This window comes from Fulverythrobacter fulvus (assembly GCF_037154085.1).
GTDB lineage: Bacteria > Pseudomonadota > Alphaproteobacteria > Sphingomonadales > Sphingomonadaceae > Andeanibacterium > Andeanibacterium fulvum.
On the sequence record NZ_JBANRM010000001.1, the window covers coordinates 116,260 to 130,456 of the forward strand.

The 14,197-nt window shown below is 64.5% G+C and carries 11 protein-coding genes; 5 read left to right on the plus strand and 6 right to left on the minus strand.

Annotation, left to right across the window (positions count from 1 at the left end):
• Positions 1–65: 65 nt before the first annotated feature.
• Complete coding sequence (locus tag WFP36_RS00565) at positions 66–338, minus strand: FAD assembly factor SdhE (protein WP_336976973.1); 273 nt, start codon at positions 336–338, stop codon at positions 66–68.
• Between the two features lies 1 nt (position 339).
• Complete coding sequence (locus WFP36_RS00570) at positions 340–744, minus strand: host attachment family protein (RefSeq protein ID WP_336976975.1); 405 nt, start codon at positions 742–744, stop codon at positions 340–342.
• Positions 745–873: 129 nt separating this feature from the next.
• Between WFP36_RS00570 and recG the strand changes: the two genes are divergently transcribed.
• Positions 874–2,931 carry an ATP-dependent DNA helicase RecG gene (recG, locus tag WFP36_RS00575; protein ID WP_336976977.1) on the plus strand — a complete coding sequence of 686 codons (2,058 nt, stop codon included), beginning with the start codon at positions 874–876 and terminating at the stop codon, positions 2,929–2,931.
• Between the two features lie 158 nt (positions 2,932–3,089).
• On the opposite strand, the gene WFP36_RS00580 is transcribed toward recG, so the two are convergent.
• Complete coding sequence (locus WFP36_RS00580) at positions 3,090–3,977, minus strand: hypothetical protein (protein ID WP_336976979.1); 888 nt, start codon at positions 3,975–3,977, stop codon at positions 3,090–3,092.
• A 215-nt stretch (positions 3,978–4,192) separates the two neighbouring features.
• Between WFP36_RS00580 and WFP36_RS00585 the strand changes: the two genes are divergently transcribed.
• On the plus strand, positions 4,193–5,434 hold the full coding sequence (locus WFP36_RS00585) for a lipoprotein-releasing ABC transporter permease subunit (protein WP_336976980.1): 1,242 nt from the start codon (positions 4,193–4,195) through the stop codon (positions 5,432–5,434).
• A complete protein-coding gene (locus WFP36_RS00590) occupies positions 5,427–6,113 on the plus strand; it encodes an ABC transporter ATP-binding protein (protein ID WP_336976981.1) in 687 nt (228 codons plus the stop codon). The genes WFP36_RS00585 and WFP36_RS00590 overlap by 8 nt, the downstream gene beginning before the upstream one ends.
• A 48-nt stretch (positions 6,114–6,161) precedes the next feature.
• Here WFP36_RS00590 and WFP36_RS00595 read toward each other — a convergent pair whose 3' ends face one another.
• Entirely contained in the window at positions 6,162–6,779 is a 618-nt protein-coding gene (locus tag WFP36_RS00595; protein WP_336976983.1) for a Yip1 family protein, read from the minus strand.
• Positions 6,780–6,910: 131 nt separating this feature from the next.
• Here WFP36_RS00595 and dnaE point away from each other — a divergent pair, with 131 nt between their 5' ends.
• Positions 6,911–10,381, plus strand: a complete 3,471-nt coding sequence (gene dnaE / locus WFP36_RS00600) for a DNA polymerase III subunit alpha (RefSeq protein ID WP_336976984.1) — start codon at positions 6,911–6,913, stop codon at positions 10,379–10,381.
• On the opposite strand, the gene WFP36_RS00605 is transcribed toward dnaE, so the two are convergent.
• Positions 10,378–10,707, minus strand: coding sequence for a hypothetical protein (locus WFP36_RS00605; RefSeq protein WP_336976986.1), 330 nt, complete (start codon positions 10,705–10,707; stop codon positions 10,378–10,380). The two genes, dnaE and WFP36_RS00605, sit on opposite strands and share 4 nt — an antisense overlap.
• A gap of 70 nt (positions 10,708–10,777) precedes the next feature.
• Between WFP36_RS00605 and WFP36_RS00610 the strand changes: the two genes are divergently transcribed.
• Complete coding sequence (locus WFP36_RS00610) at positions 10,778–12,364, plus strand: long-chain fatty acid--CoA ligase (RefSeq protein ID WP_336978657.1); 1,587 nt, start codon at positions 10,778–10,780, stop codon at positions 12,362–12,364.
• Between the two features lie 519 nt (positions 12,365–12,883).
• Here WFP36_RS00610 and WFP36_RS00615 read toward each other — a convergent pair.
• The gene (locus tag WFP36_RS00615; protein ID WP_336976987.1) at positions 12,884–13,966 is read right to left on the minus strand and encodes a PA0069 family radical SAM protein; all 1,083 of its coding nucleotides are present in this window, start codon (positions 13,964–13,966) and stop codon (positions 12,884–12,886) included.
• Between the last annotated feature and the right edge of the window lie 231 nt (positions 13,967–14,197).

The following is a 14,197-nucleotide window of genomic DNA, read 5'->3' on the forward strand; positions in this document are numbered from 1 at the left end:
TAGGCCTTGCTACGCAAGTCCAAGTCTCGCTGCTCCTCCCCTGAAGAGGAGGGGCAGGCGGGTTATCAGATGCGGACGTAATCGATCATCTGGAGCTGGCGCATCATCTGGCCGGCATATTTTTCCGGCACGGGCTGTGCTTCCAGGGCCCAGGCCATGATCTCCACGTCATCCTCGTCAAGCAGTGCCTCGAACCAGCCAAGCGCCGCTTCGTCCCAATCTCCATGATGGCGGTCGAAGAAACCGCCGATCATGTAATCGGCCTCGCGCGTGCCGCGATGCCACGCACGAAACTTTGCGCGGGCGAGGCGAGTCTCAAGGGTCGGGGCACCGGGCATCTTACTTGGCCTTCAAAGCTTCGAGGATGTCTTCGGGCTTGTGGCCCACCAGATCCTTGTGGAACTCGCCCAGCAGGGCGTGTTCGGTCTGCTTGTGATAGTGCTTGCGCAGTTCGCCCAGTGTGCGGGGTGCGGCAATCACTACCAGCTTGTCGATCTTGTGGCCCAGCACCTGGCCATTGAGCCATTCGGCCACGCCGGCGGCATGCGCGTCTTCATCCTGAAGGCTGGCCTGCGGATTGCCCGCGCTGGAATAATGGCGCCCGCCCGATCCGTGATTGTGCTCGTCGAGCTTGGGGGAAGGCAGGGCGGTGAGTTCGGGTTCGGCCTCATTGCCGCTGTTGCGATAGAGTTCGAACTTCGTGCCATCGGCCAGAGCGATAATAGCACCATGGGGCAGCAACATTCAGCTTCTCCTCACCTGTGTTCTCTTGGGGACGATCACCGTCTGGGGGCATATGGGGATACGAGACTGGCATTTTAATGCGCTGTGTCAAATCTGGCGAATTTTCCGCCATTGGGGCAAGGAGTTCCGATGCGGCCCGACCAGCTCAATCCGCTTTTCGTCGAATCCGATGCTCTCGAGGGCGTCGGACTCAAGCTGTTCAAGCCGTTGGAGAAGCTCGGCCTGGCGCGAGTGAAGGACCTTGCCTACCATCTGCCGGAGCGCTTCGTGCTGCGCCATGCGGTGGATAATCTCGATCAGGCAAGTGTGGGCGAACAGATCGTCGTGGCGCTGACTCCCGTGGAGCAGCGCGCCTCTGCGGGGCGTGGGCCCTATCGGGTGCTGGCGCAGGATTCGCTCGGCAATATCTGCGCGCTGACCTATTTCGGCCGCGCTTCCTATACGGCGCGCAAGCAATTGCCGCTGGGGGAGAAGCGCTGGATCGCCGGGCGGCTCGATCAATATGGCCAGATGCTCCAGATCGTTCATCCTGACCATGTCGAGGAAGAAAGCAGCCGTCTGGCAGGCAAGCTGGTGGAGCCGGTCTATCGCCTGGCCGAAGGGCTGACCCAGCCGCGCGTGGCGGGCTTGGTGGCGCAGGCTTTGGCGCGTGCGCCGGAACTGCCCGAATGGATCGAGCCGAGCCTGCTCGACCGGCAGAAGTGGCCCGCCTGGCGCGATGCGCTGACGCTTGCCCACAAGGACGAGCATGCCGCCGCGCGGGACCGGCTGGCCTATGACGAACTGCTCGCCAGCAGCCTTGCCCTGATGCTGGTGAAGGAGAGCAATCGCACCCGGCGCGGCCAGCCGCTGCAGGGTGACGGCTCGCTGCGCGCGAAGCTGCAATTGCCCTTTGGCCTGACCGGCGCGCAGAAGCGCTCCATTGCCGAGATCGAGGGCGACATGGCCCAGGGTCACCCGATGCTGCGCCTGCTGCAGGGCGATGTCGGAGCGGGCAAGACGGTGGTGGCGCTGGAATCCATGCTGGTGTCTGTTGAAGCCGGAACGCAGGCGGCCATGCTGGCGCCGACCGAAATCCTCGCCCGCCAGCATTTCGAAACGATCCGCCGCCTTGCCGCTCCCACCGGAGTGAACGTCGCTTTGTTCACCGGGCGCGACAAGGGCAAGGCGCGCGAGAGCATCCTGATGGGGCTGGTCGATGGCAGTATCGACATCGTGATCGGCACTCATGCGATCTTTCAGGAGGCAGTCGCCTATCGCAATCTCGGGCTGGTGGTGATCGACGAGCAGCACCGCTTCGGCGTCGGCCAGCGCCTGATGCTGACGCAGAAGGGCCGGGTGACGCCGCATTGCCTTGCCATGACGGCCACTCCGATCCCGCGCACGCTTACCCTGGCGCAATATGGCGAGATGGACGTCTCCCGCCTCGACGAGATGCCGCCGGGCCGTCAGGCGATCGACACGCGGGTCGTGTCCATCGATCGGATCGCGGACGTGGTCTCGGGGATCGAACGGCATATTGCGGGCGGGCAGCAGGCCTATTGGGTCTGCCCGATGGTGCGCGAGAATGAAGGCGAGGACCTTGCTGCGGCGGAGGCGCGCTACGCGTCGCTCAAGGAACGGTTCGGCGACGCGGTCGTGCTGGTGCATGGCCAGCTCAAGCCGGAACTGAAGGACGCGGCGATGGAGCGCTTTGCCAGCGGCCAGGCCAAGGTGCTGGTCGCCACCACCGTGATCGAAGTGGGCGTGGACGTGCCCAATGCCACGCTGATGGTGATCGAGCAGGCGGAGCGTTTCGGCCTCGCCCAGCTACACCAGCTGCGCGGCCGCGTGGGGCGCGGGTCCGAGAAATCGGTCTGCCTGCTGCTGCGGGGGGGCGAACTGTCCGAAACCGCCAAGCAGCGCCTTGCCCTGATGCGCGAGACGCAGGACGGTTTTCGCATTGCCGAGGAAGACCTTGAGCTGCGGGGGGGCGGGGAACTGCTCGGCACGCGGCAATCGGGGGAGAGCGCCTTCAACGTTGCCTCGCTCGACCAGATTCAGCGCCTGCTGCCGCTCGCCCACGACGATGCGCGCCTGCTGATCGAGCGCGACGGCGGCCTTGCCAGCCCACGCGGGGAAGCGGCGCGGCTGTTGCTCTATCTGTTCGAGCGGGATTGGGGCGTGCAATTGCTGCGGGGCGGGTGACGCCCGCACCTGCTCAAAATCCGCTCGTCCTGAGCTTGTCGAAGGACGCACACGACAGTTGATGCCAAGGCGCGATGGTCAGCTTCGCGCTTGGTGTTTTGGCAGGACTTAAGCTGGCGCGCGTCCTTCGACAGGCTCAGGATGGGCGGGTGTGGGGATTACTCCCCCACCACATTCCCCTTCGTTGCCTCCAGCGCAATCGGTCCCACCAGAGAGGCGACGATCGGCGCGCCACCGGGAATATCCGCCCGCCGGGCGTCCATCCGCATCTCGTTCATGGCGATATGTGCCGAGACATGGCGCGTGAAGGGCAGCACGGTGCCTTCGCCCCAGTCCTGATGGACGATGTCGAATTCCAGCCTGTCGCCCTCGATGCGGAAATTCTCCAACGCGCCGAACGTGTAGGGATTATCGCAGCGCCCGCAGGCGAGGCCGAACAGACCTTCGCCATCCCTGCGGATGAGGAAATATTGCTTGTTCATTCCAACGCCGAAGCCGAGCCATACACCCTCCACATCGCTGGCGGACAGCGAGCGCCATGGCGCCGGTTGCCGATAGGGGGCAGGGGCAGGAGGAGGGGCGCCGGCGCCTGCCGGTTGGAGCAGCGGAACCGGCGGCGCATCGGGCGGCAGTATCGCCACCGGATAGGGCGCCGCATCGGGGCCGCGCGGGTCCTTGATCGTCTCCTGCCGGAAGGCGCGCCCTGCGCTCTCGCCGGTGATGGCCAGCTTGCCGCCTTCAAGCCGCGCCGTGGCTTTCGTCTGGAAGTCCGGTTTTCCGTCCAGCTTCAGGTGGCGGATAGTGAAGGTGATGCCGCCATCTTCGCTGAATGTTCCCTCAAGCGGGGCCAGGGTGGTCGCGTCCGCGCAGTGAGTGCAATAGACGCCGGTGACCGTCTCGCCGCGGATCACGAACTGGTAGACATGCGGATCGCCGCCATCGGTCCGCCAGCCGCCGCGATAATAGTCCGCATTCTCCGCCGCCGCCTCGGTTGCGAAACCCAGCGCGATGGCCAGTACGATGCCCGCCCGCTTTCCTTCGATCATCGGCCTCTCCCAAGCCCTTTTGCGCAGGATAGAGCGAGCGGCGAGAATTGCCTACTCCCTGCAGGAACGCGCGATGGCTCCATTCCGGGCAGGAATTCGACTAACCGCCAACCGGGCGGGCCGGGCGTTTTCCCGCCGGGCCTTTTCCATTGCCTAGGCAGGGGCGCGCTTCTAAACCCCGCCCACTTGGACGGAAACAACGCAAAGCTACACGCTTGATCCTCTCGCCTTTCGAATGGACCATCGCCAAGCGCTATATGCTGCCCGGAAAGGGTGAGGCATTCATCGCGCTCGTGGCCGGCATCAGCCTTGTGGCAGTGATGCTGGGCGTTGCCGCGCTCGTCATCGTGATGAGCGTGATGAACGGCTTCCGCGCCGAACTGCTCGACAAGATCGTGGGGCTGAACGGCCATGCGATCATCCAGGCCTATGGCGGACGGCTGGAGAACTGGCAGGACGTGCTGAAGGAAGTGCGCAAGACGCCCGGAGTCGTGCGCGCTTCGCCGCTGATCGAGCAGCCGCTGCTCGTCACTTTCAACGGCCGTGTGGAAGGCGTGCTGGTGCGCGGCAACACTCAGCAGGATATCAACCGGCTCGAACCCCAGAAGGTTTCCGGAAGCCTCGCCCAGCTGCGGCCCGGCGCCAGCAAGGTGGCCATCGGCGCGCGGCTGGCGGAAAATCTCGGCGCCCGCATCGGCGATACGATCACCATCATCAATCCTGCCGGGCGGGCAACGCCCTTCGGCACCGTGCCTCGCCAGATCGGCTATGAAGTGGCCGCGATCTTCGAGGTGGGCGTCTACGATTATGACGAGAAATTCGTCATCATGCCGATGCAGGATGCGCAGACCTTGCTGCTGATCGGCGACACTGTCGGCATGATCGAGGTGAAGACCGTCAATGCCGACAAGGTGACCGAAATCCTCGCCCCGGTGCAGCGCCAGCTGGCTGGCGTGGCCGTGATTTCGGACTGGAAGACGATCAACGCCAGCCTGTTCGAGGCCTTGGCGGTGGAGCGGGTGGCGATGTTCGTCGTCCTGTCCATCATCGTGCTGGTGGCGGTGTTCAACATCCTGTCCTCGCTCATCATGCTGGTGCGCGCCAAGACGCGGGACATCGCAATCCTGCGCACCATGGGCGCCACGCGGACGAGCATGCTCAAGATCTTCGTCACCACCGGTTTCGTGATCGGGGCGATGGGCACGGTGGCCGGCCTGGCGCTTGGCTTCGTGTTCCTGTTCTTCCGCCAATCGATCGTGCGCGGGATCGAGCTCATCACCGGCCAGAACCTGTGGGACCCGTCGATCCGCTTCCTGACCGAGCTGCCCAGCCGCACCGATCCGGGCGAGGTGATCGGCATCAGCGTGATGGCGCTGGTGTTCAGCTTCGTCGCTACGCTCTATCCGGCCTTCCGCGCCGCCAATACCGATCCGGTGCAGGTGCTGCGCTATGAATAATGCCCATCTCATGCCGGTGGTCCAGCTGACCAACCTCACCCGCAGCTTCGAGCAGGGCGGCGTGAAGATCGACGTTCTGCGCGGTGTGAACCTGACGATCCAGCCGGGCGAGATCGTGGCACTGCTGGGCCCCTCCGGCTCGGGCAAATCCACCATGCTTCAGGCTGTCGGCCTGCTGGAAGGCGGCTTTGGCGGGCGGATCGAGATCGCGGGCACCAATGCCAGCGCGCTCCATGGCGATCAGCGCACGGCCCTGCGCCGCGACTATATCGGCTTTGTCTATCAGTTCCACCACCTGCTGCCCGATTTCAACGCCCTGGAAAACGTCACTCTGCCGCAATTGGTGGCGGGCAAGGGCCGGGCGGAGGCAGAACAGCGCGCGCGCGAATTGCTCACCTCCTTAGGGCTGGGCGCGCGACTGGAACACCGGCCGAGCCAGCTTTCGGGCGGCGAACAGCAGCGCGTGGCAGTTGCCCGCGCGCTGGCCAATCGGCCCAGGGTCGTGCTGGCGGACGAACCGACCGGCAATCTCGACGAGACTACCGCCGACAAGGTGCTGGGCGAATTTGTGAAGCTGGTGCGCGGCGAAGGCAGTGCGGCGCTGGTCGCCACGCATAATGAGCGGCTCGCCATGGCGATGGACCGCGTGGTGCGCCTGCATGACGGCGTGCTGGAATAGGGCCTGAGAGGGAGCCTCCCGCAGGAGGCCCCCTTGCGGAATTTCGCCTTACAGCATCATGGATGGCGAAACGATCGCTGCCGCCACCATGTTGAGCACGATCGAGACGACGATCGCGACAAGAACGGTCACCGCAATATAGCCGCCCGCCTTGTCCTGCGGCACGTCCATCATCGGCGTAGCGCCCAGGAACAGCACATAGATGCTGTAGATGCCGCCCGCGATTGCGGCGATGGTGGCGAGCATCGGCACGATGCCGAGGAAGCCGGCAATCCATGCTGCGGTCAGCGAATAGGTGACCAGCTTGAAGGCCGATCCGAAATCGTCCTTGCCGCCGAATTTCGGGCTCAGGAAATTGGCGACGAAGCTGACCACGAACAGCGAGATCACCGATTGCACCAGGCCGGAAATCGCGATGCTCAGCGAGAAGCCGAGACTTGGCCGAAAGGTGACGATCACCGCGTTGTAGCCGAATAGCTGGCTGCCGATGAAGCTGCACACCGCACCGATGGCGATCAGTGGCAGGGCGTATTTGATCAGGATGCCCTGGACGTCGCCAGGTTCGGCCGCGACCTTTGGCCATTCTTCTTTGGGTTTCAGGATCATCGCCTTGGCGCGTGCAATGAGCGAGGCGGTATTCTCGGAACTCAACGGATTATCCGACATGGCCAGTCTCCCCTCGGTAGCCGGGAGGCGAGTGGAACCTTTTTTGCGAGGAATCGCAAGCCGAAAGGCTTTTCCCCAACCTGCGGGGCAACGCCCTTGATCGGTCGCGTGCGGTTGCTACCTCTGTTTCCATGGCATTCGCTCCCTTCGTTCCTCTGCGGGTCTTTTCGTCCTTCTCCATGCTGGAGGGGGCAATCGATCCCAAGGCCATCGCCAAGCTGGCGAAGGAGCGGAAGTTTCCCGCCATCGCGATCTGCGACCGCAACGGGCTGTACGGCACGGTCGCCTTTGCCGGGGCCTGCCGCGAGCAGGGCGTGCAGCCGATCATCGGCACGCTGCTGGGAGTCATTCGCGAAGACGGGAAGCAGGTCGATTACCTGCCGCTTTTCGCGCAGGACGAAGCCGGGTGGAACAGCCTGTGCCACCTCGTCAGCCGCGCCCATCTCGACCGCCCGCTGGAGCTTGAGCCGCATGTCACTTTCGCCGATCTGGCCGGGCACAATGCCGGGCTGATCGCGCTGACCGGCGCCGGGGAAGGGGCGATGGCGCGCCTGTTCGCGGATGGAAAGGCAGAGGCCGCGTGGGAATATGGTCAGGCGCTGGAGGAGTTCTTCCCCGGCCGCCTCTATATCGAACTCGCCCGGCGCAGCGATCCGGTGGAAGAAGCGGCCGAGGATGCGCTGGTGGATTACGCCTATGCGCGCGGCCTGCCGCTGGTCGCCACCAACCCCGCCAATTTTGCCGAGCCGGCTTTCCACGCGGCGCATGACGCGATGCTCTGCATTGCGCACTCCACTCAGATCGATGCGCCGGACCGGCCGCGTTCCGCCCCCGAAGCCTTCGTGAAGTCGGCGGAGCTGATGGAGGAGGAATTCGTGGACCTCCCCGAGGCGCTGGCCAATACCCTCACCATCGCGCGCCGCTGCGCCGTCTCTCCGCCCAAGCGCAAGCCGATCCTGCCCAGCCTCGCCGGCGACAAGGAAGGCGAGGCACGGATGATGGCGGAAGACGCGCGCCGGGGCCTTGCCGCTCGGCTCGCGCCTTACGAGGACCTCACGGAAGAACAGCGCAAGGTCTATGACGAGCGCCTCGAATTCGAGATCGACGTCATCAACCGCATGGGCTTCGGCGGCTACTTCCTGATCGTTGCCGACTTCATCAAATGGGCCAAGGAAAACGGCATTCCGGTGGGGCCGGGGCGCGGTTCCGGTGCAGGCTCGCTGGTGGCCTGGGCACTGACGATCACCGATCTCGACCCGATCAAGCTGGGCCTGCTGTTCGAACGCTTCCTGAACCCGGAACGCGTTTCCATGCCCGACTTCGATATCGACTTCTGCGAAACGCGGCGCGGCGAAGTGATCCGCTATGTGCAACAGAAATACGGGCACGATCACGTCGCCCAGATCATCACATTCGGTAAGCTCAAGGCGCGCGCGGTGCTGCGCGATACGGGCCGCATCCTGCAGATGAGCTATGGCCATGTGGACCGGCTGTGCAAGATGGTGCCCAACCATCCCACCGATCCCTGGCCGCTGCCCCGCGCGCTGAACGGTGTGGCCGAGTTCAAGCGCGAGTACGATGCCGATCCGGATGTGAAGCGGCTGATCGATCTGGCGATGCAGCTGGAAGGCTTCCCGCGCAATTCCTCCACCCATGCCGCGGGCGTGGTGATCGGCGACCGGCCGCTGGCGCAATTGGTGCCGCTCTATCGCGATCCGCGTTCGGACATGCCGGTGACGCAGTTCGACATGAAGTTTGTCGAGGATTCCGGGCTGGTGAAGTTCGACTTCCTCGGCCTCAAGACGCTGTCGGTGCTGCGCAAGGCGGTGGACCTGCTCGCTCGGCGCGGGATCGAGGTCAATCTCGATACGCTGCCGTGGGACGACAAACAGGTTTACGAACTGCTCCAGCGGGGTGACACGGTGGGCGTGTTCCAGCTGGAATCGGAAGGCATGCGGCGCACGCTGGCGGCAGTGAAGCCGACCAATTTCGGCGACATCATCGCGCTCGTCTCGCTCTATCGCCCCGGCCCGATGGATAACATCCCGCTGTTCGGGAAGCGCAAGAATGGCGAGGCGGAAATCGAATATCCGCATCCCAAGCTGGAAGGTATCCTGTCCGAAACCTACGGCATCTTCGTCTATCAGGAACAGGTGATGCAGGCTGCGCAGATCCTCGCCGGCTACTCGCTCGGCGATGCAGACCTTCTGCGCCGCGCCATGGGCAAGAAGATCCAGGCCGAGATGGACACGCAGCGCGCCCGCTTCGTGGAAGGGTGCAAGGAGGTCTCCGGCATCGAGAAGGGCAAGGCCAACGAGCTGTTCGACTTGATCGACAAGTTCGCCGGCTATGGCTTCAACAAGTCCCACGCGGCGGCCTATGCGCTGCTGTCTTACCAGACGGCATGGCTCAAGACCCATTACCCGCATGAATTCTATGCGGCCTCCATGTGCTTCGACATGCACCAGTCCGAAAAGCTCTCGGTCTTCGTGGACGATATGCGCCGCAACAAGATCGAGGTCGCCGGGCCGGATGTGAACATGTCGGAGGCCGAGTTCTCGGTCGACCAGACGCATGAGGGGCACGCTGTGCGCTATGCGCTGGCCGGTATCCGCAATGTCGGCGAGAAGGCGATGGATGCGCTGGTGGCGGAGCGGGAGGCGAACGGGCCCTTCGAGAGCCTGGAAGACCTGTTCCGGCGCATGCCGCCGGGCGCGATGAACCGCCGCCAGCTGGAAGGTCTGGCGGGCGCGGGCGCCTTCGATTGCCTCGAGCCGAACCGCGCCAAGGTGCTCGCCAATGCGGACATATTGCTGGCCGTGACCGATGCCGCCAATCGCGAGCGCGAGAGCGGGCAGGCCGGGCTGTTCGGCGGCGGGGATCATCAGGAACAGGCTCTGCGCCTCGTCGATACTCCCGCTTGGCCCAAGGCCGAACAGATGGCCAAGGAGCGGGAGAATTTCGGCTTCTACTTCGCCGCACACCCGGTGCAGAGCTATCGCGAAGTCGCCTCGGCCAATGGCGCCCGCTCTTTCGCCAGCCTGATGGAAGGCGGCGTGCCGGGCGGCGGGCGCACCACGGCAGTGATGGCCGCCATGGTGGAAGGCGTGAACCGGGGCCGGACGCGCAAGGGCAACGATTTTGTCCGCGCGGACTTCTCCGACAGTTCCGGCCAGTTCAGCGCCGCCTGTTTCGAGGAAAGCCTGGTCGAACCGTTCCAGCGCTGGGCGGCCGATGGCACCTGCGTGCTGCTGACAGTGGAACTCGACGCGCCGAGCCCGGACGAGCCGCCCCGCGTCACCGTGCGCGGCGCACGGCCGCTGGCGGAAGTCACCGGCTCCACGCGCATGCAGCTGACAGTGGAGATCGAGAGCGAGGATGCGCTGCGCCAGCTCGGGCTGGCGTTGCTGCCGGGCAATCCGGGCTGCGGCGAAGTGCTGGCGCGGCTCGATGCCGGGCTGGAGGCGAGGCCGATGGTCCGCCTCGGCCGCGACTTCGCGCTGGATGGGGAACTGGTGGAACGGCTTTCGAGCATCGAGGGGCTGACGGTCAGCGACTTCCGGCCGCAGGGCGGGCGGACCAATCTGCGCCTCGTTGCCTAGTCGTCGGCCCGATCCTTCCGGAACAGCCCGCTCAGCCTTGCGCTGAGCATCAGGATCGTCGGCACCATCGCGGTATTCACGAAGTCCTTTGCGCTTTCGCCCCACATCAGGGGGCAGCCGATGGCATATTGATCGTGCAGGTCCAGCGCCTCTCCCGCCAGTGCCGCCAGCAGCACCAGCAGCCACGGCTTCCACTGCCACGCCTTCCAGCGGAAGATCAGGCAGGCGCCGAAGAAAACCGCCAGCGAAACATAGATATGCAACGCGTCCTTCGCGAGGCCGGTCATGTCCACAAGGGCAAGTTTGGCCTGCTGAAAGGGGCTCATCGCCTGAGCCTGCCGTCGATTGCCATGGCGTGCAAGCACAGGCATGAAGGCCTGGGATGAGGAGAGGCCGATGCTGGGCGAAATGCAGGATTGGGTACTGCGAGTCAGCGCGCTGATCGACCATGCGGCGCGCGAACATGGCGCGCGCGAGATCGTCAGCCGCTGGGCCGATGGCAGCGAGACGCGATCCAGCTGGGCGGGTGTGCGCCACGATGCGATGCGGCTGCGCCAGGCACTGGGGCGGCTCGGGCTGGCACGGGGCGAGCGGGTGGCGACGCTGGGCATGAACCATGTGCACCACCTCTCCGCCTTTTACGGGATCACCGGGGCCGGGCTGGTGCTGCACACGATCAACCCCCGCCTGTTCGACGACCAGCTGGAATATATCGCCAACCATGCCGAGGCGCGGGTACTGTTCCACGATGCCGCCTTCACGCCCCTTGTCGAGCGGCTGAAGGACAAGTGGCTGACGATCGAGCGCTATGTCTGCTTCGACGATGGCGACTATGCCGCGCTGCTCGATAGTGAAGACGGGCAGGGCGAATGGGCCACCGGGCCGGAGCAGGAGCCGTGCCACCTGTGCTACACCAGCGGCACCACCGGCCATCCCAAGGGCGTGCTCTACACGCACCGGTCCAGCATGTTCCATGCGGTGAGCGCGTTGCAGCCCGCCCTGCTGGCGATCGAGCCGAAATCGGTGATGCTGCCCGTGGTGCCCATGTTCCACGCCGCGGCCTGGGGCCTGCCATGGTCCTGCGCCGCCGCCGGGGCCAAGGTGGTGATGAGCGCCACCAACGATGCGGCCGGGCTGTGCGAGCTGATGCGGCGCGAGAAGGTGACGCATTCGGCGGGTGTGCCCACGGTGTGGCTGGCCATGTTCAAGCATCAGGAGGAAACGGGCGAGAGCCTGCCGCACCTGCAGCAGGCGATCATCGGCGGGGCGGCGGCGCCAAGGGCGATGATCGCGCGGCTGATGGAGGCGGGCATCCGCGTGACTCATGCCTGGGGCATGACCGAGACTTCCCCCATCGGCACGACCGGGGCCGAGCCTTCCAACTGGGACGAGCTGAGCTTCGAGGATCAGGTTTCCGCACAGGCGCTGCAGGGCAGGGTGCCCTTCGGCGTGGAGATGCGCTGTGTCGATCTGGGCGACATGGCCACCGAACTGCCGCGTGACGGCAAGACCGCAGGGGCGCTGCAGGTGCGCGGGCCGTGGGTCGTGAAGCGCTATTTCCGGGCCGCCCATGATGCCGTGGCGGAGGATCTGTGGTTCGATACGGGCGATGTCGGCATCATCCACCCCGACGGCACGCTGCAACTGACCGACCGGACCAAGGACGTCATCAAGTCCGGCGGGGAATGGATCAGCTCGGTCGAGCTGGAAAATGCCGCCTTGGGCCATCCTGCCGTGCACGAGGCTGCCGCCATCGGCATACACCACCCGCAATGGGACGAACGGCCGATCCTCGTGGTCGTCCGCAAGCCCGGCCATCAGGTGGATGCGGCGGAAATCCGTGAGTTCCTTTCCGGCAAGGTCGCCAAATGGTGGCTGCCCGACGCGGTGGAATTCGTGGAGGCGCTGCCCCATGGCGCCACCGGCAAGATCAGCAAGAAGGATTTGCGCGAGCAGTTCCGGGACTACGTTCTGGCGGGCTAGGCGGCGTGGACAAATTTCAGCGCAAGCTTCCATAGCTGCTTTTCAGAGTTTCGACCTTGAAGCTGGTGTTCCGGATACGACAACATTGCGGACAGCCCTACCTCCGCTCGTCCTGAGCTTGTCGAAGGACACGCGCCAGCGCTTGCCCAACAAGGGGATATGGGGCTGACGGTTTCCCGTGTCCTTCGACAAGCTCAGGATGAGCGGGCGTGGTGGCTTGGGATAAGGATTCTACTCACTTACCTTCGTCATTCCCGCGAAGGCGGGAATCCAGATCAACGGTTGCCACTGGATTCCCGCCTTCGCGGGAATGACGAATTGGGGACTCGCAGTTCTCCACTCCTTTCCTATCATTTAGGCGGCGGGCCGTACTCCCGGATATCAGACGCTCAATTCAGGTCCGAATTTGTCCAAGCCGCCTAGGCCAGTCTCTTGTCGTCATTGCGAGCGTAGCGAAGCAATCCAGGGAGGATCGCGCTGGGCCATGGATTGCTTCGCTACGCTCGCAATGACGAGCAGTCACCCGAACAGGTCCATCTGCCCGTCCAGTGCGGGCGGGCGGAAAAGATTGCAGTCCAGTTCGGCATAATCCTGCCTGATCCCGGCGCGTTTCACTGCCAGCCGGAAGCGGTCGCGCAGTAGAGAAGCCCAGGCACCTTCGGGCCGGAAGCGCTTGAAATATCGGCTATCGTTGTCCTTGCCCCCGCGCATGGAACGCACGATGCCCATCACCTTTTCCGCCCGGTCGGGGAAATGGGTTTCCAGCCATTCGCGGAAGATCGGCGCGACTTCATGGGGCAGGCGCACCATGATCCAGCTGGCCGAACCCACGCCCGCCTGCGCCGCGCGGGCAAGGATCGCTTCCATGTCGCCATCGGTGATCGCCGGGATCACTGGCGCGACCGAGACATGAGTGGGCACGCCCGCCTGGGAAAGCCGCGCCAGCGCCGCCAGCCGCTTCTCCGGTGTCGCGGCCCGTGGCTCCAGCGTGCGGGAAAGGCGCGCATCAAGGCTGGTGACGGAAATCGAAACGGAAATCAGCTGCTTGGCGGCCATCTCTGCCAGAATATCGAGATCGTGCAGCACCCGGTCGGACTTGGTGGTGATCAGTGCCGGATGCCGTGTTTCCAGGCATATTTCCAGAATCTGCCGGGTGATCCGGTAGCGCGCCTCGATTGGCTGATAGGGGTCCGTATTGGTCCCCATGGCAATGGGCTGCACCTTGTAGCCCTTGCGCGCCAGTGTCTCCCGCAGCAGCCGCGCCGCGCTGGGCTTGGCAAACAGCTTCGTTTCGAAATCCAGCCCCGGCGAGAGGTCCAGATAGGCATGGGTCGGCCGGGCAAAGCAATAGGCGCAGCCATGCTCGCAGCCGCGATAGGCATTTATCGAACGGTCGAAGGGAATGTCGGGCGAGGTGTTGAAGCTCAGGATCGTGCGCGGATGTTCCTCCGTAACCGTGGTGCGCAGCTTGGGCGGTGGCCCGTCAATCGCCTCCGCTTCGTCCCGCCAGTCGCCATCCGCCTCCCGCGCGGGCAGGTTGAAGCGCCGCGAAAGCACGGAAGACCGGGCACCACGGCCGCGCGTGGGAGAAGGGGGGGGCATTGGGTTTGATTAGAACATATGTGGAACATTGGCAAGATGAGGTGGCGGGCTGTCCTGCTGGCCTGGCCCCTCTCCAAGCTCCGCTAGCCCGCTGCGCGGACAAGCTGCGCTATCCTCTCCCACAAGGGGAGAGGAGCAAAGGTGCAATTCCCTCCCTTTTCCTCTCCCCTTGCGGGAGAGGATACGAAGGCTTGCGAGCTTGCTCGCTAGCCGCAGTTGGAGAGGGGGAGC

Excerpts from the sequence above, each read along its gene's own strand:
- WFP36_RS00590 (WP_336976981.1), top strand. The coding sequence starts at position 5,427 with ATGAATAATGCCCATCTCATGCCGGTGGTCCAGCTGACCAACCTCACC.
- WFP36_RS00615 (WP_336976987.1), bottom strand. The coding sequence starts at position 13,966 with ATGCCCCCCCCTTCTCCCACGCGCGGCCGTGGTGCCCGGTCTTCCGTG.
- WFP36_RS00570 (WP_336976975.1), bottom strand. The coding sequence starts at position 744 with ATGTTGCTGCCCCATGGTGCTATTATCGCTCTGGCCGATGGCACGAAG.
- WFP36_RS00595 (WP_336976983.1), bottom strand. The coding sequence starts at position 6,779 with ATGTCGGATAATCCGTTGAGTTCCGAGAATACCGCCTCGCTCATTGCA.
- WFP36_RS00580 (WP_336976979.1), bottom strand. The coding sequence starts at position 3,977 with ATGATCGAAGGAAAGCGGGCGGGCATCGTACTGGCCATCGCGCTGGGT.
- WFP36_RS00610 (WP_336978657.1), top strand. The coding sequence starts at position 10,778 with ATGCTGGGCGAAATGCAGGATTGGGTACTGCGAGTCAGCGCGCTGATC.
- WFP36_RS00565 (WP_336976973.1), bottom strand. The coding sequence starts at position 338 with ATGCCCGGTGCCCCGACCCTTGAGACTCGCCTCGCCCGCGCAAAGTTT.
- WFP36_RS00605 (WP_336976986.1), bottom strand. The coding sequence starts at position 10,707 with ATGAGCCCCTTTCAGCAGGCCAAACTTGCCCTTGTGGACATGACCGGC.
- recG (WP_336976977.1), top strand. The coding sequence starts at position 874 with ATGCGGCCCGACCAGCTCAATCCGCTTTTCGTCGAATCCGATGCTCTC.
- dnaE (WP_336976984.1), top strand. The coding sequence starts at position 6,911 with ATGGCATTCGCTCCCTTCGTTCCTCTGCGGGTCTTTTCGTCCTTCTCC.